This is a genomic window from Enterococcus sp. AZ091, assembly GCF_051714805.1.
GTDB lineage: Bacteria > Bacillota > Bacilli > Lactobacillales > Enterococcaceae > Enterococcus_D > Enterococcus_D gallinarum.
In genome coordinates this window covers 557,980-584,266 of sequence record NZ_JBIOSO010000002.1, presented here as the reverse complement: position 1 = coordinate 584,266, position 26,287 = coordinate 557,980, and the positions used below count along the sequence as shown (strand labels likewise).

The following is a 26,287-nucleotide window of genomic DNA, read 5'->3' as shown; positions in this document are numbered from 1 at the left end:
GCTCCGCTTATTTTAACTAATTATTTTCCAGATTCACGGTATTCGTCGAATTGTTTTTGCATTTCATCACGAACTTTGTCCCAACCAGCTGTTTTCAATTCTTCCACTAGTTTTGGCACATTTTCTTCTGGATCGATGGTCCCTGTTGCTAGACTTGCTTTATAACGATTCATCACATTGGCGATGTTGGTGATTTCAGTCTTCACACTATCTGTTTTAAAGTTGAAACCTAGAATTGGTGATTCTTCGGCTTTAGCAATGTTTTCGTCACGTTCTTTGATCATTTCATCAGTGATCGATTCTTGCGTATACAAGATCATATTGTTCCCAGTATTCCATGCCGCCATGTGAGTGTTTGGTTTGTAGCCATCCAACAATTTGATTTTGTTATCTTGCCCTTCCACTTTTTCCCATGCTTCTCCTTCAACACCCCAGACAAGTCCATTCAACAATTCAGGGTCGCTGTTTAACAAACCAAGGAATTCGACAGCTTTTTCTTTGTTTTTAGAAACATTTGCCACTACAAAGTTCGCCATTTGGGCTTGCCCTGTTGATTTCAATTGTTTGGTAAGCGGACGAGAAATCAATTCGTGACCGGCAGCATTGTTCAAGATTGTATCGCCGTAATCCATTGGTCCTTGGGTTTCTTCACGCATAAACCAAGTATTTCCTTCTAATGGATAGCCAGTGGTATTGGTAGCGGCATCTGTTGGGATCAATCCTTCTTTATACCATTTGTGCATCAATTTCAAGTTTGCCATTTGTTCGTCATCTTCATATGGGTTGATGATTTTTGTAGTGTCTCCGTCAAGTTTGACCGCAAATGGATAGTCTTTTCCCATGACATAGTCATAGTTTCCTGAAATGTTGAAGGTTTGACCAATTGCGAAGCTGGCAATATTCGGTTCCTTCTCATGGAATTTTTTCAAGGCATCTTCTGCATCAGCATAAGAATTGATATTGCTGATATCAATGTCGTATTTATCGAGATATTGTTTGTTGAATGTCAATACTTGTTGCGCATACACGTTTCCATTAACAGGAAAGGCATACAGCTTGCCATCGATGGTGTTGCCTTTGATATATGCTTCATCTAATTGATCATAAGCTTCCTTAGCATATTTTGGTGCGAGGTCGGTCAGATCCGCATATGCTCCTTTTTGGGCATTTGCCACAAAATTAGATGCAAAAGAGATATCATAGTTCTCGCCAGAAGAAATGATCGTACTCATTTTTTGATCCCAATCGCCCCAGCCGATGTACTGTAGGTCGATCCGTGCATTGATTTTTTCCTCGATCCGTTTGTTGGCGATCTCCATCAATTGATCAAAGTTCTCTGGTTTGTCCCCGACTTGATACATCAACAAAGTCGTTACGCCGTCCGCACTATTAGAATCAGAATCCGACGACTCCCCGTTTGACCCGCAAGCAGCTAAGCTCAACAGCATTGCTGAAGCGAATCCTGCAAACATTGTTTTTTTCCACGATTTCATTTGTTTTCCTCCTATATCCTTATTATTCTTTGACACCGCCAATTGTCAAGCCACCCACGAAATATCGTTGGAAAAATGGGTAAGTAATGGCAATTGGTAATGTTGCTACTACAACGATTGCCATCCGAGCAGTCTCGTTTGGCAATGCGGCCAATCCACCTTGAACTTGAGCAGCCATACCGGTACTTTTAGCTAAATAATCCAAGTTCGATTGAATCCGCATCAATAGTGCTTGTAACGGCACTAGTGAATCCTTTTGAATGTATAACAATGCATTGAACCAATCATTCCAGTAACCAAGTGCCGCAAATAAACTGATCGTAGCGATTCCTGGAACCGCTAATGGTAAGACGATCGAGATGAAAATCTTCATTTCGCTGGCACCATCGATCCGAGCTGACTCAATAATACTGTCTGGCACAGTCTTCTTGAAGAAAGTCCGCATCACTAAAATATTGAAAGGACCTAATGCAATCGGTAAAATCAATGCCCAAATCGTATCTTTTAATTGAATCAAATTAACCATTACTAGGTAATTGGCTACCATTCCTGGGGCAAAAAGCATCGTTACCAATGCAAAGAGCGTAAAGAATCGCCGAAATGGGAAATTGGAACGAGAAATCACATAGGCATACAATGAAGTCATCGTTGCATTGATGACTGTCCCGAAGACGGTGATAAAGACGGAGATCCCAAATGCTTGAAAAATCTTGCTGCTCATGGCGCCACTAAAGAGATAGCTATAGGCGGCAAAAGAAAATTCACCGGGCCAAAAGCGGTAGCCATTCTCAGCTAGCGAGGTTTCACTCGTCAGAGAAATTGCAATTACAAATAAAAATGGTAAGACACAAGAAAAGGCAAATAGCGCCAAAACAATATTGAAAATCAGGTTGACCGTTGGATTAAAGGAACGGACTTCGACCTTTGCTACTTTCTTTTTCATTCGTCCATCCTCCTTAGAATAATGCTGAATCTGGTTCTAATTTACGTACCACTAAGTTGGCAGCTAAGAGCAAGCACATACCCACTACGGATTGATAAAGTCCGGCGGCAGCAGTCATGCCAAAGTCACCTGTGGCCGTCAAGCCGTTATAGATGTAGGTATCTAAAACGGAAGAAACTTGATACAATGCACCTGAGTTGCGAGGAACTTGGTAGAATAGACCAAAGTCGGCCCGGAAGATCCCGCCAATATTCAAAATCAATAAGACAGAGATCATCGGCAATAATTGCGGCAGTGTCACGTTTTTGATTTGCTGCCATTTATTGGCCCCGTCCACCATCGCTGCTTCATAATAGGTTTGATCGATACCCATCACCGATGCGTAATAAATGATACTGTTGTAGCCCAAGCTCTTCCAGACGTTCATGAAAACAAAGATAAATGGCCACCATTTTGGATCGGCATACCAGTTGATTCCTTCACCACCCATGTTGGTGATCCATTGATTGATAATTCCCTTGTCAGGGCTCAAAAAGGCATAGACAAAATAGGAAATAACTACCCATGAAAGAAAATAAGGCAGCAATGACATGGTATGATACACTTTGACCAATCGCTTGTTCCGCAATTCACTCATCACGATCGCAAAGGCGATGGCAAAAAATAGATTGAATGCTAGAAACACGATATTGTAAAGCAATGTATTTCTAGTGATCAGCCAAGCATCATTTGATGCAAATAAAAATTTGAAATTATCAAACCCGACCCACGGGCTCTGTTGCAGACTGGCAAAAAATCCGTCTGGTGAAAGACGAAAATCTTTGAATGCAACGACATTGACAAATACTGGAATATAGAAAAAAAAGATGAACCAAATGACACCGGGAAGTGCCATTAAGATAAGTGCTTTAAATTGCCACACATTTTTCCAAAATCCCTTTTTCTTCACATTTGATCAACTCCTTCTGCTATAAGAATAACGCTTTCATTGTGAATAATTAAGGAACAAACTAAAGGTAAAAAGAAACAAATTAAAGATTTTGTCTTTTCTATTATCTTTTGTATGATTTTCCCCATCGATCAAAAGACGATTTTTCTTCACAAAAAAACAAGCAGCACGTATTGCTGCTTGTTTTACTTTTTTTTATTGGGCTTCTTTTCCTAATAACAGACTGCCAATAATGCCGCTTTTGTTCGGCAGCCCCCAAGCAACAATGTATTCTGTGACTGTCGGTGTTTCCATATAACCAGCCATTTGCTCAGTAAACTGATCGTGGATTTTCGTCAAAAGATGCGGTTGGTTCATCACTCCGCCTCCTAATACAATTCGATCAGGGGCAACTGTCAAAGTGATATTCACAAGTGCTTGCCCAATATAAAAGGCTTGTAAATCCCAAATCTCATGATCTTTTGGCAAATGTTGTCCTTTGATACCTGTCCGTGCTTCCAGTGAGGGACCAGCTGCTAACCCTTCCAGACAATCTTTGTGATAGGGACAGGTGCCGACATAATCGTCCTGCGGATGCCGTTTCACAAAAGTATGCCCAACTTCCGGATGACCTGCGCCTTGGAAGATTTCCTCATTGATTACAATTCCAGCTCCAATACCAGTGCCAATAGTTAGATACACGCAGCTGCGCATTCCTTGTGCTGCACCTTGTTTCAGTTCCCCAAAAGCCGCAGCATTGACATCTGTCGTCCAGGCAAAACGAGTGGCGGGATACCGTTTTTTCAAAGTCCCTAAAAAATCAAACTGCTGCCAGCCTTTTTTGGGTGTTGCTAAGATTTTGCCATACGTTTCTTGTTGAGGATCGATCCCAATCGGACCAAATGATCCTACCCCCATGGTGGCTAAGGTGTACTTATCAAAAAAAGCAAAAATAGCAGCCATCGTTTCCTCTGGTGTCGTCGTAGGTAGTGAGCACTCATCAATGATAGATCGTTCATCAGCGACCGCACAATTCATTTTTGTTCCACCGGCTTCAATTGCACCATAAAACATCTTTTTCACTCCTTCAAACCGATTGTTCGAATTTCATAAGCAGCCAGTGTTTCTCCGACTGATTGAGGCTGTTCTTCTTCCAACAAATTAAGCAGGCAACGATCTGTCTTTTCTTTCTTCGCGACAAAAGGTGTTGCTGTATCGGCAAGATTGTACCCTCTTAGAACGAGCAAGTCATCTTGGCGACGACGTTTAAGAGCCGTGATCGCCACTGTAGCGCCATTGGCTTCTACGAATTGTGACTGTTTTTCTAATAGACCTGAGTGGATGGCTGTTTGCCGGGCGATCCAAGGCACTTGAGCTGCTTGTGCTTGTCGATAGGTTTCGTAGCGTTCGTTGGCTTGAGCATGCAACTCAATCCCGTACTCAAACGTATGCTTACCGATACATTGCGCTTCTGGTGTTGGGAAATAGCCCCAATCGCCAAGTTCTCCTGTGCATCGTAACAATGTCAAACAAATTTTGTCTTCTACGATCTCGTATTCATTCAAACCAGTATTGGAAACTGTGACGCCGAAATCTTCCTCATGTAAATTAACAAATGCGTGTTGATGCTGCGGATTTGTCGGATTTTGCCAATGACTAGAGACTTGATTCGGCCTTCTAACTGCTTCATAGATACTATCAGCTTCATGTTGATCCGTATGGATTCCCGTAGGGAAAAGCGCCCGTAACCGGTGGTCTTTGCTTTGGTTGTTCACTGTCGTTTTAAAACTGATTCGTTTACTGTTGCAGTCCAAGCGAATTTCTGTTTCCAAGGTAAATGGCCCTGTTTGTTGCGCCCTTTGTGCTTTACGGAAACGGAAATCGACGACTGCTTTTTGTTCTTCAAGTAATTGCTCATCAGCCGATACTGGAATTTGCATCATCTGCGTTACTTTAACGACGCCATAAAGAACAGAATTTGCGATGACCTCAATTTGATGAGGAAAAGCTGTTGAGTAAATGGCGCGGTCCCCTTCAGGTTGTTTGAAAATATACTCATTGCCGATATCGCCAACATCTTCAAAAACCAATAAATCCGTCAATTCTTTCCCGGTTGCTTTTTCTTTGATGGTCAGACTGCCGTTTGAAGTGATCGTTGCTTGGACAAACGCGTTTTCTAAAACACGACCATCTGCTGAAACGATTTTTTCTGTCGTAGATGCTACTTGTGGCTTGTCAGCCTCAATCAGTGCAAAGGTCTGCCATGAAAATTCCGGCATTTGATCCACTTGGACTTGTACATTGACAAAACGCTTCATAAAAGGAATCCGAAAAGCGTCTTTCGGTAATTCATAGTCAAAAAGCACTTCTTCTTCGCTGATTTTTGCCGGTAAGATCTTTCCTTCAGAATCAATGATTTGGTAAGAACCTTTAGGTTGTTGCTGCAACTCTTGATATAACCGGCTAGGAAGCCCTTCTCGGAATGTTTTCCGGCTCAGTTCTACTTCCACTTCAACGATGCCCGAACGTGTCGTCCCCGAGGTATTAAAGACTACAAATGGTCGGCTTTCTTTTGGAAAAGCGGAAGTATCGATGGCATTTAGCAACTGTGCTACTGCTTCATCAGCGACATATTTGCCGATTTCATTGGCTTTTTCAAACCGCGGCATCATCTCCCGATGCACTTCGTCCACCGAACAGCCACAAATACTGTCATGAGGATGATTTTGCATCAATAGCTTCCAAGCGTGGTCCAGCACATCGTGGGGATACTTCTTCGTTACCTCATACGCCATCGTTGCTAATGGTTCAGCCACATTTTCCAATTGACGTGAGACGCGCGTATTCCATTGTTTCAAATAAACCCGCGAGGAGGCCGTGTTGGCTAGCGTATACCAGCCGTCTGTCTCTTGACTTGTCAATTCGCCGCTCACGGTCCCAAGGTCTGCTGGCAAATCCGCTTGAACTGCTGCAAGGTACTCTGTGAACCCAGCATGCTTGAATTCATAATCAGGGAACAATTCATTCGCTAAGCGGATCGCTTCACTGATATTTTTTTGGACAGGCTGATGATCCACCCCATTCATCATCAAGTAATGATTTGTCGAACCAAATTTCTCAACATCTTGCAATTTTTGGGTCCAAAACTGGTGTGCTTCTTCCCGATCAACCGGAATCTCATTGCCATTGGAATACCAGTTGGCAAAAAGTAGACCAAAGATCTCACTGCCATCTGGACCTCGCCAATTCATTTCTGAGTATTGGGAGGTAAACTGATCATCCGGTAAAACTTCGTTATCAAACCCGATTGGCTTAACTCCTCGACCAAAAGCTGCACTGTGTAAGTTGGCTTGCTTCATCATTTGCGGCGTTTGGCCCATATTCCCGAATGTATCCGGGAAATAGCCCAGCATGACGGGTGTTCCCCATTTTTTGCTTTCAGCCATTCCAATCAACATGTTGCGGGTATTGGACTCTGAACTAATCAAAAAGTCATCTTGAAGAATATAAAAGGGACCAATTTGTAATTTTCCTTGATCGATTGCTCGTTTGACCGCTGCCCGCTTTTCCGGACGAACTTCCAAATAATCATCTAGGATAATGGTCTGACCATCTAAATGAAAACTGTGGAACTCAGGATCTTTCTCAAACAATTCCAATAGATCATCCATCAATTCAATCAAGCGCATATGGTGTTGCTCATAAGGCATATACCACTCACGATCCCAATGACTATGAGATACGATATAAATTTGTTTTTTCATTGTCTAACTCCTCTCGTTTTTGCCGGAGATGCTTATTTTTCTACTCGAATATCAAAGTAATCCATGACAAGCTCACAAAACATCATATTGGCCCATGAGAACCATTCCCGGGTATATTTCGTCGGATCATCCACATCGAATCCTTCATGCATCAAATGGGTGCCAGCATCGGTTGCAACTAATTGATTGAGGATTCGTTCTTTCTCCGCCTTATCTGGTGTCGTCATGCCTTCCATTGCCATCGCGATCGGCCACACATAGTTTTCTGGTGTATGAGAGCTTCCGATCCCCTTCGCATATTTTCCTTCATAGAAGTAAGGATTTTCGGAACTGAGCAACGTTTTGCGTGTGGCTAAATAGGTTTCATCTTGATCTGATCCGTAACCTAAATAAGGGACGGCAATCAAATTCGGTACGTTGCTATCATCCATCACAGTGGCATTGCCTTGACCATCGACTTCATAGGCATAGATCGTTTGACCCGCTTGATTGGTGGTTTTGCCAAACGCATCGATCCCTGCTTGGATCTCTGATTGGAGCTGTTTTGCTTGAGTAACAATCGCTGGTTCATTCAAGATAGAACTAAAAATCTCAACAATGTAGCCTAAAACCACTACAGCAAACATATTCGAAGGAACCAGATAACCATAAGCACATGCATCGTCACTGGGACGAAATCCCGACCAGGTCATACCAGTTGGTACGACAGGCGCTCCTTTCCCGTCATTGATCAAGGTATCTTCTTTACGCCATGTTTCTCTCTCAAAGCGATAAGGAGATTCTTGATGATTTTGTTCCGTGGCAAAAACATGAAGGGCTTTTTTGATACCGCTCACAAAATCGTCATTAAACTGATCTGTTCTGCCAGTATTCTTATACAACAGGTACGCCAATTGAATGGGATAACACAAAGAATCGATCTCATATTTTCGTTCCCAGATCCAATCATTCATCTCTGTCAAATCGCTTTGATGCCCGGCGCCATTTGCTGCTTCATTAAAGGCATTGGCATAAGGGTCGATATTGATATAAAAAAATTGCTTCTTGACTAATCCGCTGATCATCGCTGCCAGCTCTTCATCTTCCTTGGCAATTACTAAATAAGGCCGTACCTGCGCGGTTGAGTCTCGCAACCACATCGCCGGAATGTCCCCTGTCAGTAGAAATGTTGTGCCATCTTCATGGCGTTTGACCGTTGTCAACAATGTGTTAGCAAAAGCAGCATTGAAGTTTTTTGCCCAATCCGCATGTTCACTTCCACAACGTTCGGTTATTTCCTGCATAAAGTTTGCAACTGAATTTGGTATTTCTTGATAAGCCATTTGGTCACCGCCCTAAATTTGATATATCATTTTATAAATTCAGTATAACGATGTTTCTCAGCATTGTCTAGTGCAATTTGACAAAACTCTATTTTCAATTTTGAACGAATATGCTATCCTGTGAATATGATATATCAAAAAAAGGAGATCAACTCATGAAAGAACCATTATACAAAAAAATTTATCACGAATTGTATGAGCAGATTCAAAGCGGTGAGTTAGCTCCGGAAAGCCGTGTCCCTACTGAAAAGGAATTGTCAGAGAAATACCAAGTGAGTCGCATCACCTCCAAGCGAGCCTTAACTGAATTGGAACAAAATCAGCTGATCTATCGTATTCAAGGAAGTGGCAGTTTTGTTCGTAGACCGATCCAACCACAATCAAAGGGGAAAGTGCTGTTTATTTTACCCTTCGCGAATGACCTTTCCCTTGGCAATTTTACGGAAGGCATCTATCCAGTCATGCAGGAACAGGGATTCGAATTGATGCTGACACCTGTTGATTATCTGGAGCAAACCACGGCCGAAGCGTTGACAGAAGAATTTGACGGAATGATCTACTACGCTAACAACACGAATTCAAATTATGATCTGCTTTTCGAACTGGCTTCACAAGGGTTCCCTGTCGTCACACTTGATAAAGCACTGCATGAGTTCTCATTCCCAGCTGTTTTGGCAGACAACTTTGAAGGAGGACAGTTAGCGACTGAACATCTTTTGGCACAAGGTCATCAACGCATTGGCTATATTTTTGGTGAACGTCACCATCCACAGTCTGTCCGCCAACGTTATCTAGGCTATGTGGATCAATTAAAAAAGCAACAGTCGTCTTTTCGAACAAAACTTGATGATCCTCAGGCACTTTTGTCATCAGCTGTTAGTTATATTCAAGAGAATCAGTTGACTGGGGCTGTCTGCGAGAATGATCTTGTCGCCATCGAATTGATGCGCCAATTGAAACAAGTTGGGGTTCAGGTTCCAAAAGAGTTTGCTGTGATCGGCTTCGATGACATTCAAGCGGCTGCATTGGTGGATCCACCTCTCAGCACTGTAAAACAAAATTTTGCCGAGTTGGGTCGTTTGGCTGGTACAAAATTAGTACAGTTGATTCAGTCAACTGCTGCCGACTTATCTACGCTCGCCAAAGAAGATGAGTCTGCAACAGCGAATCAGAAAGTCGCAGTCACTTTAGTTGTCAGAGATTCAACAATTGACCAAAAACAATGACATAAAGGAGCAAACAAAATGAAAGTAACAATGATCGATACGAGGCATGGGACAGATAATCAATACAGCTTTTCTCACGGCAACTGTCTCCCTTATACAGGGGTTCCGTTTGGCATGAACTATTTTGCCCCTCAAACAAGCGACCAACGTGGAAGTTGGTGGTTCCATCCTGAAGACCGTACGTTTCAAGGATTTCGACTGACCCATCAGCCAAGCCCTTGGATGGGCGATTTTAGTCACCTTACTTTTTTGCCTATTAATGGGAAGTTATCAGAAAATACACTATTTCATGCCCAAAGTTCCTATCGTCCAGAAGAAAGTGTCTTCAATCCAGCTTGTTTACAAGTGAAAAGCCAACGCTACCAACTCACTACAACATTGATCCCAAGCATGTACGGAGGCATTCTGGCTCTAGATGGTGCAGTGACTGATCCTGGCTTAGGAATCTCTTTGCCTGGGCGCTATCAGCTGCAGCAAGTCGACGAACAGACCGTCAAAGGACAGGTCATCAATTACTCTGGCTGTGAAGACAATGACTTTGCTTTTCACTTCATCTTGCGTTTTGAAACAGCTGTTCATGCGATTGAAGGGGAATTATCAGGAGAAAATGGCTTTGTGGTGATTCGTTTTGAAGAAAAAAATCAGCAAACGATCCGTTTTGGGACATCCTTTTTAAGTTCTCAGCAAGCCTTTCTGAATCTCAGCCGTGAGTTGGATCAAACAACAGCTGACTACTTGTCTAATGCGCAGCAATCATGGGAAAACTACTTGAATCGAATAGATATCAAGCACCACGATCCAAAACAAGTTTCAACTTTTTATCATAATTTTTATCGGTTGTTTTTATTCCCGCAGACTTTTTATGAACGAGATCAATCTGGTCAAAAAATCCATTACGATACACTTGCCAAGACCATCAAACCAGGACCGCTTTATACAAACAATGGTTTCTGGGATACTTACAAAACAGTCTACCCACTCTTTTCTCTGATTGCGGTCGAGCAGCTAGAAGATATGTTGGAAGGATTTTTGAACAGCTTTAAAGAAAGCGGATTCTTGCCAAAATGGTTATCACCTGATGAGCGAGGGCTGATGCCAGGTACATTGATCGATGCTGTGATCGCTGATGCCTGCGTCAAAGGAATTCGACCTGACTTGATGCCAGAGTTCTTAACAGCTATGAAGAAAGCAGCCTCCATTCAGAGTCCAAATCCAAATTATGGCCGGCAAGGAACTGCCGATTACTTGAAATACGGCTATGTTCCTAGTGAGTACCATGAATCTGTCAATCATACCCTTGATTATTGTTACAGTGATTTTTGCATTGCCCAAGTGGCAAGTTCTCTGGCTGACCCTGAAGCAAGCTACTATCAGCAGCAAGCAAAAAACTATTTAGCGATCTTTGATTCAGAAACAGGCTTTATGCGAGCAAAAGACAAAGCTGGTGATTTTCGGACGGATTTTGATTCCTATCGTTGGGGTCGTGATTATGCAGAAGGGAGTGCGTGGCAAAGTAGCTTTGCTGTGTTCCATGATTTTGCTGGCCTGATCGCAGCTCATGGCGGCAAACAATCCTTTGAACAAAAACTGGTGGATTTGTGCAATCAAGCTCCCCATTATACTACCGAGGGCTACGGTTTTGAGATTCATGAAATGAGTGAAATGGCGGCTTTGGATTTTGGTCAGTTAGCTATCTCGAATCAGCCTAGTTTCCACTATCCTTATCTCTTTAGTTACATTGGCAAACCAGAAATGGCACAACCATTGATTAAACAATTGCTGACCCAATGTTTCGATGATTCTCCAAAAGGGTATCCTGGAGATGAGGACAATGGCAGCATGTCCGGTTGGTATGTTTTTAACGCATTAGGTTTCTATCCTGTCACTCCTGGTACCGGCGAATACGTTTTGGGGATGCCTTTGCTTGACGAAGCGACACTCTTTTTGTCGAATGGAAAAGAACTTAAAATCCACAGCACGCCAAATCAGCCGCAGCAGCAATTTATCGACAATGTGACTCTAAATGGTAAACAACACTCTCGGTTGTTCTTTACTCATGATGAACTGATCGCTGGTTCGACGATCCGCTATACTCTAGGCATCGTTCCCCGCAGTAAGACTTGGTCAGCGGAAGCTTATCCTTATAGTCTGTCGCATAGTCAAGAGTCGAATGAAGACCATAATGAAAATCGGTAGGTACCTTTTTTAAAGAACGAGCAATACCGAAAGAAAAAAAGGTTGCGACATAAGGATCAACCAAACTAAACTATCTGAATGACAGTAATTGAATTGCGCGAGGTATTTCCCACTTATGGAGATACCCTGCTGACCGCCGGACAATTACAACAACCTTCAGATAGTCAGTTTGTTGAAGAACTTATGTTGCAGACCTTTTTTGCTGGTTGCTCTTTTGCAGCTATCAATCAATGAACCGATAGCCTAAATCGATTAGATCAATGCTTAGATTCCTGTAACGCCAAAATCAGTTCAATGGTTCGCAGCACACCATTTTCATCATTGGAGCGGGTCACAAAAGCTGCAGCTTCCTTGATTTCCTCAAAAGCATTTTTCATTGCAAAGCTGTAGGTGCCAGCGGCCATTAATTCGCTGTCATTCAATCCATCCCCAAAGACCATCGTTTCTTGGGGACTCACTGCCAGCAAATTCTGTAATTGGGCTACTGTTGTCCCTTTATGGACACCTTGATTAGTGATATCGATCCACGCAGCTTCTGAAGCAACGATGTAGGCATCTGCTGCAAAAGAAGACAGCTGCTTGACGCTATCGAAACAACGTAACTTAGGATCATATACCGTCACTTTCACGAAGTCTTCTTGGATCTCACTATAACTGGTGACCGTTTTGACAACACGATAAGAACCTCGAACCCGGGCTGCATTTTCTTCCGTTGTCGTTTCCTTGATATAAGCGGCTGTTGGGGTACAGGCAATGATCACATGGTCAGCTGCTATTTTTTCTAATCGTTGGATCAAACGCTGCCCTAATGCATTTGGAAGTAAGGATTCAAACACATAGCCTCCTTGATGTTTGATTCGTGTGGCACTATCCCCTAATATCCAGATTTTCGCCGCTTGATCCCCAAACAGTTCTTCTACGCGCTCGCACTGCTTGCCAGTACAAGCGGCAAAGGCTATCCCTCTTTGTTCCATCATCTGGCTGACTTTATCAAAATAGGTTTGATCAAAGGCCCCCTGGCTATTTAAAAATGTTCCATCTAAATCTGTAATGATCAGTTTGATCATCTCATTCCACATCCTTCGCCGCGTCGCTGCCGCTCTATTTATTTAACTACCTTAATTAAATATACTTATTTAACTGAAAACCGTCAATCGCTTTAGGAACTTTCTTTACATTGCTGCGCTTCATCGCTATACTTAATAAACTAGGTTCACTAAAGGAGGCAATAACATGTCTGCCAATAAAAACTTGATTCGCCACCAGAATATTCAAGTCGTCTTAAAAGAATTGTTTCAAAAAGGGACCTCTTTTGCATCCGATCTGGTAAAAGAGACCGGCATCAGCATGGTGACGATCAATTCTTTATTAAAAGATCTTGTTTCAGAGGGAATGGTAACGAAAGGCAAGCTCGTTCAAAGAGAGATTGGGCGCCCAGCTATCGAATATTGCTTTAACTATAAGTACTCAAAATCATTGTTGCTCGCTTTGATAGAAGTAAATCGTCAATTGGAGTTGAGAAGCTACCACATCGATTTGAAAGGAGCGATCTTAGCTGCGCAGCACCAAGTTTTTTCCGAGATCACACCGACAGCCTTTCAGAATCTTGTCCGACAATCTATCGAAGCTTTCGCTGATGTCGAACAGATCGCTGTGCTGTTGCCAGGAAAAATCAGTGAGGGTGTCGTGACTTCCAGCTGGTATGAAAAGTTTGATGGATGGGATCTTGACCAGTTATTCAAGGAGATTACGCCTATTCCTTGCTTTTATCAAAATGATGCCCATTTGCTGACCGTTGGCCATTGTATCGCCAAGCAGATTTCTCTCTCGGAAAACATCGTAGGTATTTATAATCCCGAAAACAGCATGCCAGGGATCACGTTGATCTTCAATGCTTCTCTGTTAGAAGGCCAAAATGCGCTTGCTGGAGAAGCAAAATACTTACCAGGCTTTATCGACAAAGGTGCTCCAAAAAGTACTCAAGAATTGGTGGCCCGCTTATCTGCTTTAGTGCCTTTTTATAATGCTGCTTTTGCTCCTGATCGCTTTGTTTTTGCCAGTACAGCAGCAATAGAAGAAGACTTGCTAGCGGCTATCACTCACGACCCTTTTATTACCAAACAGCCGAATCATCCTGTATATACCTTTGTTCACGACTTCGACCAAGCCATGATCTTGGGTATGCACTGGCTGCTTTTCCGCAATACCCCCTACGATCTATCTTGCTAAACCTTTCCGTTGGGCATTGGGAGTTGCGCCAAAAAAACGAACGAGTAGATCTCTCCTTTTTGCAGGCGAAAAGTTACGCCAAATCAGGGGATCACCGTTCGTTTTTTGTTTACGCAACAGTAATTTCGATCAAATTCCCTTCAGGATCTTGGATCACCGCTTCATAATAACCATCCCCTGTTGTGCGGGGACCGCTCAGCAGAGGAAAGCCATCTGAAACAAAACGTTGGGCATAAGCATCCACTTCCGCTTGGCTTTTCAGAGCCATCGCTAAGTGCGTGTAACCCAGTGTATCTGTTCCACCAGGGTGAAGATGCTGCTTTGTCGTTAATTCGATACGACTGCCAGAATCAAAACGCAAAAAATTAGATTGAAACCCAGTCTTGGTGTTGTGATATTTTTCAGAACGTTGGGCACCAAAATACGTTTCATAAAATTCGGCCATTTTTTCTAGATCACGAACCCAAATGGCAATGTGTTCCACAAACATTGTATCCCTCTTTTCGCTTTTTTATGAAAAGAATCCACTTTACTTGTCCTTTAATCATGCACATCCAAATTCTTCTCTTATTCATTGTATCGAAGTTTCTTCTTTCCAGCAATTTTATTCCTATCACAGAGCAATCCTCTTTCTTCTTATTTCCTCTTATTTTAAGCCATTACTTGAATGGTTTTTCTGAAACCAGTCGCAATAGTTGCAGTTCCTCAAAAATTTCTCTAAAGTGAAAGAAAATAAGTCATCGATCAAAAAAGATTCTCCAGTTTGCGAAGGAGGAATGAAAATGAACATCGCAATCATCGGTGCTGGACCACGAGGACTGTCACTATGTGAAAGGTTGATTGCTCAAGCAAGTATCAATCAGCAGTCCCTATCTCTCACATTGATTGATCCCTATCCCCCTGGAGGCGCTATTTGGCAAACGAATCAACCGCAAAGTTTGCTACTCAATTCTGTGACCAGTCAAGTCACCCTTTTTACTGACGAAACGCTAGAAACTGGCGGCCCGATCAACCCCGGTCCCAGTCTTTACGAATGGGCAAAAAAAGACGGTAGGAATTTTGCTAAAAAAAATCAGCCCTCACTGGTATCAGAAATTGACAAGTTGGATCCTGACGGTCATTGTTCTCGCGCATTATACGGGCTGTATCAGAAATGGTTTTATCAGCAATTGGTTGAAACATTGCCCCCATTCATCACATTCACGTATTTGCAGGAAAACGCCATTGGCCTAATACCGAAACAAACGCACTATTTACTAAAAACAGACAGGCATTCTCTTCAATCGGACCGAGTGATTCTGGCAGTTGGGCATCATCAAGTCTCGCTCACTGAAGAAGAAGATCGATTAAACGAATTCGCCCGCCAAAAAGGCTTTTTGTATTCTCCGCCTCAGAATGCAGCGGATGTCGATTTTAATAAAGTCAAAGGCGGAGAACACGTTATTCTCCGAGGTCTAGGATTGGCGTTCTTTGATTATGTCACCCGTTTGACCACTGATCGCGGCGGTGTCTTTATTGGTTCAGATCGCCTTCGCTACATTCCTTCTGGCAATGAACCAACAATCATTGCCGGATCAGGAAGAGGTTTGCCATACCACGCACGAGGAGCCAATCAGAAGCATCCAACAGAACAGATTCTGCCTCGCTTCTTGACAACGGAACGACTCCGCTCTTGGCAAGCGAAAGGGCAAGATCAGTCCACTGAGTTTTTCTTTTATTTGCAGAAAGAAATGGAACTTGTTTATTATCAACGCTGGCTGTCTCAAGAGTCTGAAGATGATCAAGCGGCTTTTACTGAACAATTTGTCCGCCAAAATGGCGCCGCCGATGTTTTGACAGACTTCCAAATTCCTCGCCAAAATTGGTTGGACTGGCGCTATATCTTCGATCCTTACAAAAGAAAAAAAAGCCAATCGGTTCGCGACTTTCTGTTGACCTATCTTACTTGGGATGTTACAGAAGCGGCCAAAGGAAATTTAACAAGTCCGATCAGTAGTATGTTTGAATTGTTAAAAGATTTGCGTGATCCGGTTCGCTTTATGCTTGATCAGCAATTGTTTTCGCCAAAAGCATTAAAAGAAAAATTCTGGCAGTCTTTCGTTCCATTGAACGCCTTTTTATCGATTGGCCCCCCACTTCAGCGCATTCGTGAATTGATCGCACTGATCGAAGCGGATATCGTCACGATTCTTGGTCCAAAGATGATCGTTGAAGGAAGCGGCACCTTTGTGGCTTATTCAGCCAGCTATCCCCAACAACGATACGCCGCTAAGCAGGTATTGGAAGCTCGGATTCAATCGACGGATATTCGTCGTACCGCTAATCCATTGTTAAGACACTTACTAGCTGATGGCATTGCCAGTCCTCATAAGTTATACATTCCTAAGGAGGCTCCGTTTTATACAGATGCCATTGCGCTTGATCCGGCCACAAGCCAGTTGCTTGATCCAAATGATCAGATTCAAGAAGGACTTTACTGTTTTGGTATCCCAACAGAAGGCATTCACTGGCTAACCGCCGCCACAGCACAACCGGGAACCAATGCTTTTAATTTACGACAAGCAGATCAGATTGCTGCCCATTGCTTGACTAGTTCTCTTCTTGGGGATAGGAGCTGCCTTCAATAAATTGCGATTGCAAATAAAAACCGATACAATAAAAGAAAAGGCTCAAGGAGGTTGAAAAATGGCAGATGAACTACAAAAGATCGATGCGTTGATCAATGAAGTCGAGAAAGTGATTTTAGGAAAACGAGATGTGATCCAATTAACTGTGGCGGCATTATTGGCAGGTGGACACGTTTTGTTTGAAGATATTCCCGGGGTAGGGAAAACGATGCTAGTCAAATCATTGGCAAAAGCCATCCAAAGCGACTATAAGCGTGTTCAGTTTACCCCAGATCTTTTGCCCAATGATATCTTAGGTGTATCGATCTTCAATTCAGAAAACCAGCAATTTGAATTTCGACCGGGACCTATCTTTACTTCTGTGTTATTAGCAGATGAAATCAATCGGACAACACCTCGTACACAAGCAGCATTATTGGAAGCAATGTCTGAGAATCACGTGACCATCGATAATCAAACCTACGCGCTAAGCCCTCACTTCTTTGTGTTGGCGACTCAAAACCCAATCGAATATGAAGGAACCTATCCTTTGCCGGAAGCACAACTGGATCGTTTTTTGTTTCGATTACACATTGGCTACCCTGCTTTTCAAGATGAGCTTGCTTTACTGATTGGACAACGCCAGCAATCCCTCAATCAAATTCAGACAATATTGACCTCGCAGGAAGTTACCGCATTGAAACAAATGGTCGATCAAGTTTTCGTGGACAATCAAGTTGCTCGCTATGCGCTGCAGCTGGTCCAAGCTAGCCGCAACCATAATGCCATTGATTTAGGCATCAGCCCTCGTGGCGGCATTGCCTTTTTGAAAGGGGCAAAAGCATTGGCTTTGACCGAAGGAAGAACCTATGTGACACCGCAAGACTTGCAACGAATTTTGCCAGCCGTTTTTGGTCATCGCTTATTATTAAAAGGCGGGATTACTGCCAGCCAGGAAAGTCTCTCTGAGATCATGAAGCAAATGATCCAACGCGTTCCTGTACCAGTGAGGCGCTGATGATGAGCAAACAGCGGTTATTCGGAAAATATCTGGTATTTTTTGTTACTTATTTTCTTTTACTAAGCTATTGTATCGTTTTCAATAATGAAGCAGGTTGGAGTCTCCTCTTTTTTGTTACTTTATTGGTACTAGCAGACTTGTTATTCATTCTGCCTTCCCTTAATAAAATCCAAGTGACTCTTGAAGAATCGATCCAAACACAAATAAACAAAGAAACGCCTTTGCCGCTGCAAGTTTTCAAGTATCGGCCAACGCTGTTGCCAATCCCAAAGCTGTCTTTGCTCTTTCAAAATCAGGAACAGACGCTCACTTTTTATCGGGGCGAATCCATCCGCTTAGAGGTGCTGTGGCTTCCTACCGCTCGAGGAGCATATAATGGACTGCCATTGACCCTCACAAGCCAGGAACTTTGGGGATTCTTCAGAAAAAGGCGGCAAATGAAAATCCAACAAGAAATCCTCATTTTGCCAGAATATCGCCCCGAGGTCCTATCCTTGATGACACTTTTTGAAAAAAAGCCGCGAAAATATACTTACGGGGAATCAAATTTCACCATTCGAAACTACCGTAACTATCAGCAAGGGGATTCATTAAAGCATATTGACTGGAAGCTCTCCAGTAAACAGCAAGAACTGATTTATCGAGAACATGAAACGGAACAACAACAGGAGTTGACTTTGTTGTTTTGGGGTGAATCTCACCCTGCTTTTGAAGACACATTGGCGATCTTCTTTTCGCTCCAAAATCTCTTGCTTAAAAAGATGCCTTTTCAGCAACTATTGATCGGCGAGGACCTGGATTCTCCTTATCAAATCCATGCTGGAGCTTTCGCAGCGATTCAGCCATTTATCACAGTCCCAGAACCATTGCCCAAAATCTCAGGGCGTCAGGTGATTATCATCACACCGGCTGTCTCGCAATCCTTAGAAGTCTATCTGGAATCCTTGACGCCAAGCAACATGCTGCAAGTTTATACGTATCATGACCTGATCCAACGACTGTCGAACAAAGAGGTGTCTGAATGAATCCTTTGATCAAAAAAGCCATAATCGGAGCTCTGACTTACATTGCGATCATTTTGACGGTGCTGCCGTTTTTAGCAGTCTACCACTTGGGGCACCAAACTACGTTGCTTCTGTACGCCTTTCTGATTTGCTTCGTGAGTATTTTAAGTCCTCGTCTTCGCTACAGTCTGCCTTTTTACATCGTAGGCTGGTTTGTCACTCTTTACCGCTTTTTTCCTTATGGTGAAGGATTTTCCTTCACTTGGTTCCAAAGATATTTTTATGATTTGCAAACAGCTCTCAGCGAGATTCTGGCTGGCAAAGTCGGTTATATCACTGAACTTGTTGCAGTGACCATTATCGTCACCGGCATTCTTCTGTTTGCTGTGTTCTCGATCTACATCCAGCATTTTTATATTGTCTACGGTGCAATGTGTCTCTATCTGCTGACTGTCGTGATTTTTAATGATTTCAATCTAACGTGGCATTTGTTGGGGGTGTGTTTTTGCGGAGTTCTTTGCAGCCTGATCAAAACCCAACAGCTGAAAACAGTACGAGAATGGTCGTTCTGGCTGGGGCTCACCCTGCTATGTTCGTTGCTGTTGGTTGGAGCAACACTGCTGCCAAGAACCGCGATTCGCGATCGCTTGGTAGCAGCTACCACTGGTATACGCACACAAGCGAATCAACGCGGCTTTTATCAGTTTATCGAAGAACATGGTGCACCTAGCGGGTCCCGTACAGGCTTTAGCGAAAATGATCGGCAATTAGGCGGTCCTTTATTAGACGATGATACCGTGTTATTTACAGCCCAACAAGATACCCGCCATTATTGGCGAGTAGAAAGCAAAGATTTTTATTCTGGCAAGGGTTGGATCAACACGATACGGGAAGAAGATCTGCGAACAGTGCCTGATTCCCTGCGGATTGCAGATGATAATTATCAACAAGATTATCTTAAAGAAGAAACAGTCCAGCTTTATTTGCAGAATCAGGGAGATTATTTGCCATTACCTTATGGAAGCAATCACCTCACTATTGAAGAAGGAGCCTCTGGTTTTATTGTGGATGATGCGGTTCAACGAGTCGATCTAATGGAGCCGCAACAACAGATTGAAGTTTCACTGGCTTGGCAGCCAGCGGACTATGCCGCTGAAACATTGCAATCCTTGCCGCTGCAACAGCCAGATACTCCTGTTGACTATACACAATTACCAGAGAACCTTCCTGCACGGATTCGGCAGCTTGCGCGCTCAATCACAGAAGATCAAAGTACCATCTTTGAACAAGTCACAGCCATTGAAAATCACTTGAAAAATTCAATTGAATTCCGTTATTCAAAAACGGATGCCGTCTATCCAGCAGAAGAACAAGACTATGTCGATCAATTTTTGTTTGAATCAAAAGTTGGCTATTGTGATAATTTCTCGACTGCGATGGTGGTATTATTACGAACGCTCGATATTCCGGCGCGCTGGGTCAAGGGTTTTTCGCCAGGAGATGCTCAAACTGAAAATGGTCTGACAACATTTACCGTGAGAAACCGCAACGCGCATTCGTGGGCGGAAGTCTATTTTGCCGGTTTTGGCTGGGTACCGTTTGAGCCGACGCCGAACTTTCAAAATCCTGATCGTCCCGAATTGCAAACAACAACTGTCTCTTCTGAAGTATTACCTGAAACGAGCAGTTCTAGTCGCGAGTCTTCTACCAGCAGCAGTAGTGAGACCAGCAGTTCCACAACAATGACGGCAACTGTTGCGCCAGCAGAAGAACACCTTTTCTCACCTGAAACATGGCAATGGATCCGTTATTTTCTGCAAGGTATCGCATGCTTGGTTTTCTTGGGATTACTGTATCTTTTGCGCCGCTACTTTTTCCGAATTCGCATCTGGTTGATTGCTCGCTTTCGCTCCGAACCATTACCAACCGCCTATCCTGTCTTGATGAAACAAGCAGCAAAAGTTCTTTTCCATGCTGATTCGGAACCTCTTAGTGAGTATGCCAGCCGATTGGAAGCTGTTTATCCTATTTTCCACGGGAGTTTTATCCAACTGACGGCAACCTATGAAGATTATCTTTACGGTGGGAAATCAATAGACGGCCAACAACAGCTGATTCTTCATGTCGCCCAGCAAATCAGTCAATTAAAGAAAATCAATCAAGTCCATTAAATGAAAACAAGAAAAAGAACCAAAGACGCAGTGCTGCATGCTGCGCCTTCGGTTCTTATTTTGTTCATCTGATTAGCGAAAACACTCCCGCAAGTATCATGAGTTCGTGTTGTTACCTCGAGATTGTACCGCTAAAATAATCAGTTTTGTGATTTCCATCATCAAGACAGCACCAGCTGCCATAGCTATGCTTAACCCAACATGGTTCATTGTAAAGGTTTCTGGAATCGCAAAGACTTCCCGAATTCCAGGTAGCAATGTCACACTATAAAGCAGACCACAAACCACGATCGCCAGCCAAACCATTTTATTCGCAAACAATCCAGCTTGCCAAGCAGTCTCTGTATTGGAACGAGCAGGCAATGTTTGTAATGTACGGCTCCAGATCAAAGTTGAGAATGCCATTGCAACACCTAACTCCGGCGATTGATTCATCCCGATCCATTGCGCTATAATCACCACTGCCGCAATCAAGATCCCACGATAAGTAACTGAGATCAGCGTTTTACCAGAAAAGATGCCAGCATCAGGATTTCTAGGTTCTCTTTGCATGATAGTTGGTTCCGCTTTTTCCATCCCTAAAGCGATAGCAGGAAGCGAATCATTCACTAAGTTGATAAACAGCAATTGCAAGGCTGTAAATGGATTGTCCCAGCCCATTACTAAAGCAAACACAATGGCGATAATCGCGCCGAGGTTACCAGCAAAAAGATAAGAAATCGCCTTTTTGATATTATCAAACACATTGCGGCCAACTTCTACCGCTCGAATAATTGAAGCAAAGTTGTCATCTGTCAAGACCATTGCTGCTGCATCTTTTGCAACGTCCGTTCCGGTCCCCATCGCAATCCCGATATCCGCTTGCTTCAATGCTGGTGCATCATTTACGCCATCACCGGTCATAGCAGAGATTTTCCCTTTATCTTGCCATGCTCGCACAATGCGGATTTTATTCTCAGGAGAGACGCGGGCGTAGACAGTGATTTTCTCCAATTGATTCGTCAGTTCTTCTTCCGACAGTGCATCAAGTTCTGTACCGGTCAATGCTAAGTCACCTTCTTGCGCAATCCCGATCTCCTGAGCAATGGCCACAGCCGTCGTTTTGTGGTCACCAGTGATCATCACTGTTTTGATGCCAGCCGATTTCGCGTCTGCCACGGCTTGCTTGACTTCCTTCCGAGGGGGATCAATCATCGCCATCAAACCAACAAAGATCAACTCTTCTTCGAGACCTAAATGCAGTTCTTCGTCTTCAGACACTGTCAGCGGACGATAAGCAAAAGCCAAAACCCGCAGCGCGCGTTTAGAGAATTCTTCATTTTGATGCTGCAACTGATGTTTGATTTCCTCAGTCAGTGGAACGATTTCGTCATTGATAAGAACCTTTGTACTTCTTCCGATCACAATATCCGGTCCCCCTTTTGTCAAAAGGAGTTGTTCCGAATCAATGGTATGCAATGTGGACATCAATTTCCGATCGGAATCAAAAGGCAATTCTTGTAATCGCGGGTATTGTTGACGAATCTCACGATACGGTTGATTCAATTTTTCTGTATAATCAAGAAAGGCAATCTCTGTGGGATCTCCTAGTTTAGCTCCTTCGGGACTGATTGCCGCATCATTTGCAAGCACACTGATCTCGATCAAGCGACGTTCAGGCAATGTCCATTCAGCAGGATTCTCAGAAAATTCACCCGTCTGTCCATTTGGCAAATAAAAATCAACGACCGTCATTTTATTTTGGGTCAATGTTCCTGTTTTATCTGTACAAACGATACTAGTAGAACCTAGTGTTTCAACTGCCGGCAACTTACGAATGATCGCATGTTGACGAGCCATTTGTTTGGTACCGATCGATAAAACAATCGTCACGATCGATTGGAGTGCTTCAGGAATAGCAGCCACCGCAACAGCGACTGCAAACATAAAAGCGTTGACTAGATCGGCGGTCATATCGCCAGACCCATCACCTAAAAATAGCCGAGCAACTTGGACACCTAAAATAATCAAGGAAAGAACGAGGATCGCCAAGCTCAATTTTTTGCTGAAGCGATCCAGCCCGCGTTGTAATGGCGTCTTGTGTTCCACTGTGTTTTCTAATAAACCAGCGACTTGCCCGATTTCTGTCACATTTCCTGTGGCAGTCACAATGAAACGTCCACGGCCGTAAGTCACGATCGTTCCACTAAAGACCATGTTATCGCGGTCTCCAATAGGCGCTGTGCGGTCAATAACCCCAAGTTCTTTTTCAGCAGGTGTCGATTCACCGGTCAGCATTCCTTCATCGACTTTCAATGCCCCTTCTTCAATCAGACGGCCATCAGCAGGTACATAGTCCCCTGCTTCTAGAATAACGATATCACCCACTACCAATTCTTTTGCCGGTACCGTTTGTTCCTTTCCATCTCGGATGACATTTGCATTGGGTGCCGAGAGGCTTTTCAATGCATCTAACGATCCTTCTGCTTTTTTCGTTTGGATGACACTAACAACCGAATTCAGTAGCAAAACAGCAAAAATGACAATCGATTCAACATGGGCGCCCATGATCATCTGAACGATAGCCACGATCAGCAAAACGATCACCATCGCATCTTTGAAGGTTTCTAAAAAGAGTATCAAACTTGATTTTTTGGGAGCTTCTTTCAGCTGATTCAAGCCATTTTCTAAGCGCTTTGCCGCTTCTTGCTGGGACAATCCAGATGGACTGCTGTTTACCTCGTTCATAACCTCTGTGATTTCTTTTTGATACATTTCTTTTGCCAATGATTTCTCTCCTTCATAGTTGCTATCCCTTGCATGAGTCCTTTTTTAGAAAAAAAGAGACCTAAGACAAGTGGATGCTTGTCTTAGGTCTCACCATTTCATATAATACCAGAAAACTGTCGCCAGTTTACTTACTGTTGATATTATCGCAGCCGAAGCCACTGGTTACTCCCCTAAGGGTTTATCAGAATGTAGAATCATCATAACGAAATTTTTTGAAGATAGCAACCTTTATGCACAAATTTGTCTTTTCTCAGATATATTTTTTTGAAAAAAGCTTCTTTTTTCTGTTACACTAATCTACAGCGTAACAAGCGTGACAGAGGAGGAACAATAATGGAAACCATTGATTTTTTTACAAGTCACACATCGGTTAGAGACTTCCAAAAAAAGTCTTTATCAGCAGAAATGAAGCAACAACTTGTCAAAGTAGCACAAAGCGGTTCAAGTTCAAATTTCGTTCAAGCCTATTCAATCATCGAGATCAAAGATCCTAAAAGATTGGCAGAAATCGAGAAAATCGCCGGTGCTCCCCACTATATCACACAGACGGGTGTCTTTTATCTGTTCGTAGCAGATTTATATAAACACCATCAATTGTTGCAACAAGCAAATTTGCCTAGTGATGGGTTGTCGAATATGGAAGCCCTTCTAGTTTCTGTGGTAGATACCACGATTGCTGCTCAAAATATGGCAGCCTTTGCAGAAACCCAAGGTCTGGGAATCTGTTACATTGGCGGAATCCGGAATGATTTGTTCCGTATCACTGAACTCACGGAGCTGCCCCCGTATACACTGCCATTGTTTGGGTTGACTATCGGTTATCCCGCAACGAAAAATGAGCCGAAAGTTCGCTTACCGCAATCCGCTGTGTTAAGTGTCGACCACTATCAGCCCCTGACCGAAGACCTCGTTGCTCGCTACAATGAAACTACCGCGGACTACTATGCCCATCGGAGAAGCAATCAACAAAAAACGGATTGGCAAACCAAAATGACTGGCTTTTTCCAAGAACCTCGCCGTCCGGACGTAGAAAAATTTTTGAAAAGGCAAGGCTTTTTGACACAGTAACTACGAAAACAAGCACCTGCTCCTTGTTACCGGTCGCTATACTGTCTCCATCAAAAACACACCTCATGAAGAAGTTCTTCATGAGGTGTTTCGAGTTGTTTTATTTTGCCAAACGGTAGATGGCATCTGCATAAATCACTGCCGCGTTGAATAGATCATCCAAGCTCATAAATTCGTTTGCTTGGTGCATCGTATCTGTGTAGCCTGGGAACATCGCCCCATATGCGACACCACGTTTTAATAAACGGCCATAAGTGCCACCGCCAATGATTTGTTCATAGCCTTTTTGGCCAGTATGTTCTTCATAAACTTCAAGCAATGTTTTCACCAATGGATCATCAATCGGCACATAGTGAGGCTCCATGTTGCGCTCGTTCCGAGTCACTGTTGCGCCTTCCATGCCAACGGTTTTTTCAATGCCGATTTCCAGACCTTCTGCAGTTACCCCTTGAGGGTAACGGAAATTCAAGGCAATAAAGTTGTCTGCTTGAACACCTGATTGATTAGCTTTAAAAGCAAACAAACCAGCATTCATGGTTAGTTTACCCATTTTTTCATCTTCATGCGCCACGCCTAATTTTTCACCATAAAAATCTTCATGGACATAAGCTGCCGCCGTATGGATAAATTGTCTTGCGCCGCCGCCAAAGGCAAAGTTGTCTAAAAAGACTGCCAAGAAAGTTCCCGCATTGATCCCAGACTGAGGACTTGCACCATGGGCGCCTTTACCGACTAGTTCAATGGTAACTTCTTCATTTTCTGTTTCGATGGTGCCAGTCACTGGTTGACCTTCGACATAATCAAAAAAAGCTTTTTCCATTTCTAATGCAGCTTCTGTAGATGGGGCAGTCAATTTTGCAACCGCAGTTCCTGGTACCATGTTTTCCCGCAAACCAGCAGTGAATTGTTGCAGTTGATAAGCACCTTCGTTATTTCCTTGGAAATGAAGCCCTAATGTTACATTCCCTTTTTCGCCATTGATGATTGGGAATTCCGCATCGGGAGAGAAACCAAAATCAGGTTTTTCTTCATGCTCGAAATAGTAGTCCATATCACCCCAGCCGCTTTCTTCATCAGATCCTACGACAAAGCGGATTTTTTTAGATAATGGCAAGCCTAACTCTTTAATGATCTTCATTCCGTAATAAGCAGCCATTGAAGGACCTTTATCATCGGAAGATCCGCGAGCATAAATTTTATTGTCTTTGATCACAGGATCGTAGGGATCTGTCGCCCAACCGTCACCAGCAGGGACAACATCCATGTGGCCGAAGATCCCTAATGTTTCGTCTCCTTCACCAAATTCGATATGTCCAGCATAGTTATCGACATTTTTCACAGCGAAACCATCACGTTCCCCATAAGCCAACATGTGCAGCAAGGCATCACGAGGTCCAGGTCCAAACGGAGCATCTGCCGTTACCTTGTCATCTTCTCGTTCACTTTTTACTTTCAAAAGATCAATCAAGTCATTTAGCAAATCGTCTTTACGCGCTTCGACTTCTTTTTTCCAATCGATTGTCATACGATTCCCTCCAATTTTTTTC

Annotated in this window: 18 protein-coding genes and 1 pseudogene; 9 read left to right on the top strand and 10 right to left on the bottom strand. The window is 43.2% G+C overall.

Translation table 11 applies throughout. The features are described 5' to 3' along the window. Positions 1-20: 20 nt before the first annotated feature. From IGJ28_RS15185 to IGJ28_RS15160, 6 genes are all read right to left on the bottom strand, one after another. Positions 21-1,493, bottom strand: a complete 1,473-nt coding sequence (locus IGJ28_RS15185) for an ABC transporter substrate-binding protein (protein ID WP_003125956.1) — start codon at positions 1,491-1,493, stop codon at positions 21-23. Positions 1,494-1,515: 22 nt separating this feature from the next. Continuing rightward, on the bottom strand, positions 1,516-2,436 hold the full coding sequence (locus IGJ28_RS15180) for a carbohydrate ABC transporter permease (protein ID WP_003125954.1): 921 nt from the start codon (positions 2,434-2,436) through the stop codon (positions 1,516-1,518). A gap of 13 nt (positions 2,437-2,449) precedes the next feature. Then, positions 2,450-3,331 (bottom strand): ABC transporter permease, encoded by an 882-nt coding sequence (locus IGJ28_RS15175; protein WP_086269301.1) that lies wholly within the window; start codon positions 3,329-3,331, stop codon positions 2,450-2,452. A gap of 249 nt (positions 3,332-3,580) precedes the next feature. Continuing rightward, positions 3,581-4,438, bottom strand: coding sequence for an ROK family protein (locus IGJ28_RS15170; protein ID WP_005470873.1), 858 nt, complete (start codon positions 4,436-4,438; stop codon positions 3,581-3,583). Between the two features lie 5 nt (positions 4,439-4,443). Next, positions 4,444-7,128: an alpha-mannosidase gene (locus tag IGJ28_RS15165; RefSeq protein ID WP_252711475.1), complete on the bottom strand. Its 2,685-nt coding sequence runs from the start codon at positions 7,126-7,128 to the stop codon at positions 4,444-4,446. Between the two features lie 32 nt (positions 7,129-7,160). After that, positions 7,161-8,450 (bottom strand): glycoside hydrolase family 125 protein, encoded by a 1,290-nt coding sequence (locus tag IGJ28_RS15160; protein ID WP_438845471.1) that lies wholly within the window; start codon positions 8,448-8,450, stop codon positions 7,161-7,163. A 155-nt stretch (positions 8,451-8,605) separates the two neighbouring features. Here IGJ28_RS15160 and IGJ28_RS15155 point away from each other — a divergent pair, with 155 nt between their 5' ends. The 3 genes from IGJ28_RS15155 (at position 8,606) to IGJ28_RS15145 (ending at position 12,106) form a co-directional block, all read left to right on the top strand. Next, positions 8,606-9,676: a GntR family transcriptional regulator gene (locus IGJ28_RS15155; RefSeq protein WP_103299463.1), complete on the top strand. Its 1,071-nt coding sequence runs from the start codon at positions 8,606-8,608 to the stop codon at positions 9,674-9,676. 18 nt (positions 9,677-9,694) lie between these two features. Next, the gene (locus tag IGJ28_RS15150; protein ID WP_113849474.1) at positions 9,695-11,872 is read left to right on the top strand and encodes a GH92 family glycosyl hydrolase; all 2,178 of its coding nucleotides are present in this window, start codon (positions 9,695-9,697) and stop codon (positions 11,870-11,872) included. Between the two features lie 78 nt (positions 11,873-11,950). Next, complete coding sequence (locus tag IGJ28_RS15145; RefSeq protein ID WP_021150114.1) at positions 11,951-12,106, top strand: hypothetical protein; 156 nt, start codon at positions 11,951-11,953, stop codon at positions 12,104-12,106. A 23-nt stretch (positions 12,107-12,129) separates the two neighbouring features. Here the strand turns inward: IGJ28_RS15145 and IGJ28_RS15140 are convergent, their stop codons facing one another. Then, complete coding sequence (locus IGJ28_RS15140) at positions 12,130-12,939, bottom strand: HAD-IIB family hydrolase (protein WP_113849473.1); 810 nt, start codon at positions 12,937-12,939, stop codon at positions 12,130-12,132. Positions 12,940-13,105: 166 nt separating this feature from the next. On the opposite strand from IGJ28_RS15140, the gene IGJ28_RS15135 reads away from it, so the two are divergent. After that, positions 13,106-14,101: an ROK family protein gene (locus IGJ28_RS15135; protein ID WP_252711476.1), complete on the top strand. Its 996-nt coding sequence runs from the start codon at positions 13,106-13,108 to the stop codon at positions 14,099-14,101. Between the two features lie 109 nt (positions 14,102-14,210). On the opposite strand, the gene IGJ28_RS15130 is transcribed toward IGJ28_RS15135, so the two are convergent. Beyond that, positions 14,211-14,591 carry a VOC family protein gene (locus IGJ28_RS15130; protein ID WP_252711477.1) on the bottom strand — a complete coding sequence of 127 codons (381 nt, stop codon included), beginning with the start codon at positions 14,589-14,591 and terminating at the stop codon, positions 14,211-14,213. Between the two features lie 286 nt (positions 14,592-14,877). Here IGJ28_RS15130 and IGJ28_RS15125 point away from each other — a divergent pair. From IGJ28_RS15125 to IGJ28_RS15110, 4 genes and pseudogenes are all read left to right on the top strand, one after another. After that, positions 14,878-15,402, top strand: a pseudogene (locus tag IGJ28_RS15125) (FAD/NAD(P)-binding protein); the annotation flags it as partial. Between the two features lie 1,384 nt (positions 15,403-16,786). Next, complete coding sequence (locus IGJ28_RS15120) at positions 16,787-17,725, top strand: AAA family ATPase (protein WP_003125938.1); 939 nt, start codon at positions 16,787-16,789, stop codon at positions 17,723-17,725. Beyond that, complete coding sequence (locus tag IGJ28_RS15115) at positions 17,725-18,753, top strand: DUF58 domain-containing protein (protein ID WP_131732049.1); 1,029 nt, start codon at positions 17,725-17,727, stop codon at positions 18,751-18,753. Before IGJ28_RS15120 ends, IGJ28_RS15115 begins: the two co-directional genes overlap by 1 nt. Beyond that, positions 18,750-20,903 carry a DUF4129 domain-containing transglutaminase family protein gene (locus tag IGJ28_RS15110; RefSeq protein WP_438845470.1) on the top strand — a complete coding sequence of 718 codons (2,154 nt, stop codon included), beginning with the start codon at positions 18,750-18,752 and terminating at the stop codon, positions 20,901-20,903. Before IGJ28_RS15115 ends, IGJ28_RS15110 begins: the two co-directional genes overlap by 4 nt. 96 nt (positions 20,904-20,999) lie before the next feature. Here the strand turns inward: IGJ28_RS15110 and IGJ28_RS15105 are convergent, their stop codons facing one another. Next, complete coding sequence (locus tag IGJ28_RS15105; protein ID WP_081131586.1) at positions 21,000-23,657, bottom strand: cation-translocating P-type ATPase; 2,658 nt, start codon at positions 23,655-23,657, stop codon at positions 21,000-21,002. Positions 23,658-24,005: 348 nt separating this feature from the next. Here IGJ28_RS15105 and IGJ28_RS15100 point away from each other — a divergent pair, with 348 nt between their 5' ends. Next, a complete protein-coding gene (locus IGJ28_RS15100) occupies positions 24,006-24,740 on the top strand; it encodes an NADPH-dependent oxidoreductase (RefSeq protein WP_252711480.1) in 735 nt (244 codons plus the stop codon). 100 nt (positions 24,741-24,840) lie between these two features. Here IGJ28_RS15100 and pepV read toward each other — a convergent pair whose 3' ends face one another. Next, positions 24,841-26,265 carry a dipeptidase PepV gene (gene pepV / locus IGJ28_RS15095; RefSeq protein WP_005470858.1) on the bottom strand — a complete coding sequence of 475 codons (1,425 nt, stop codon included), beginning with the start codon at positions 26,263-26,265 and terminating at the stop codon, positions 24,841-24,843. Positions 26,266-26,287: the final 22 nt, after the last annotated feature.

Excerpts from the sequence above, each read along its gene's own strand:
- IGJ28_RS15185 (WP_003125956.1), bottom strand. The coding sequence starts at position 1,493 with ATGAAATCGTGGAAAAAAACAATGTTTGCAGGATTCGCTTCAGCAATG.
- IGJ28_RS15180 (WP_003125954.1), bottom strand. The coding sequence starts at position 2,436 with ATGAAAAAGAAAGTAGCAAAGGTCGAAGTCCGTTCCTTTAATCCAACG.
- IGJ28_RS15175 (WP_086269301.1), bottom strand. The coding sequence starts at position 3,331 with ATGGCACTTCCCGGTGTCATTTGGTTCATCTTTTTTTTCTATATTCCA.
- IGJ28_RS15170 (WP_005470873.1), bottom strand. The coding sequence starts at position 4,438 with ATGTTTTATGGTGCAATTGAAGCCGGTGGAACAAAAATGAATTGTGCG.
- IGJ28_RS15165 (WP_252711475.1), bottom strand. The coding sequence starts at position 7,128 with ATGAAAAAACAAATTTATATCGTATCTCATAGTCATTGGGATCGTGAG.
- IGJ28_RS15160 (WP_438845471.1), bottom strand. The coding sequence starts at position 8,450 with ATGGCTTATCAAGAAATACCAAATTCAGTTGCAAACTTTATGCAGGAA.
- IGJ28_RS15155 (WP_103299463.1), top strand. The coding sequence starts at position 8,606 with ATGAAAGAACCATTATACAAAAAAATTTATCACGAATTGTATGAGCAG.
- IGJ28_RS15150 (WP_113849474.1), top strand. The coding sequence starts at position 9,695 with ATGAAAGTAACAATGATCGATACGAGGCATGGGACAGATAATCAATAC.
- IGJ28_RS15145 (WP_021150114.1), top strand. The coding sequence starts at position 11,951 with ATGACAGTAATTGAATTGCGCGAGGTATTTCCCACTTATGGAGATACC.
- IGJ28_RS15140 (WP_113849473.1), bottom strand. The coding sequence starts at position 12,939 with ATGATCAAACTGATCATTACAGATTTAGATGGAACATTTTTAAATAGC.
- IGJ28_RS15135 (WP_252711476.1), top strand. The coding sequence starts at position 13,106 with ATGTCTGCCAATAAAAACTTGATTCGCCACCAGAATATTCAAGTCGTC.
- IGJ28_RS15130 (WP_252711477.1), bottom strand. The coding sequence starts at position 14,591 with ATGTTTGTGGAACACATTGCCATTTGGGTTCGTGATCTAGAAAAAATG.
- IGJ28_RS15120 (WP_003125938.1), top strand. The coding sequence starts at position 16,787 with ATGGCAGATGAACTACAAAAGATCGATGCGTTGATCAATGAAGTCGAG.
- IGJ28_RS15115 (WP_131732049.1), top strand. The coding sequence starts at position 17,725 with ATGATGAGCAAACAGCGGTTATTCGGAAAATATCTGGTATTTTTTGTT.
- IGJ28_RS15110 (WP_438845470.1), top strand. The coding sequence starts at position 18,750 with ATGAATCCTTTGATCAAAAAAGCCATAATCGGAGCTCTGACTTACATT.
- IGJ28_RS15105 (WP_081131586.1), bottom strand. The coding sequence starts at position 23,657 with ATGTATCAAAAAGAAATCACAGAGGTTATGAACGAGGTAAACAGCAGT.
- IGJ28_RS15100 (WP_252711480.1), top strand. The coding sequence starts at position 24,006 with ATGGAAACCATTGATTTTTTTACAAGTCACACATCGGTTAGAGACTTC.
- pepV (WP_005470858.1), bottom strand. The coding sequence starts at position 26,265 with ATGACAATCGATTGGAAAAAAGAAGTCGAAGCGCGTAAAGACGATTTG.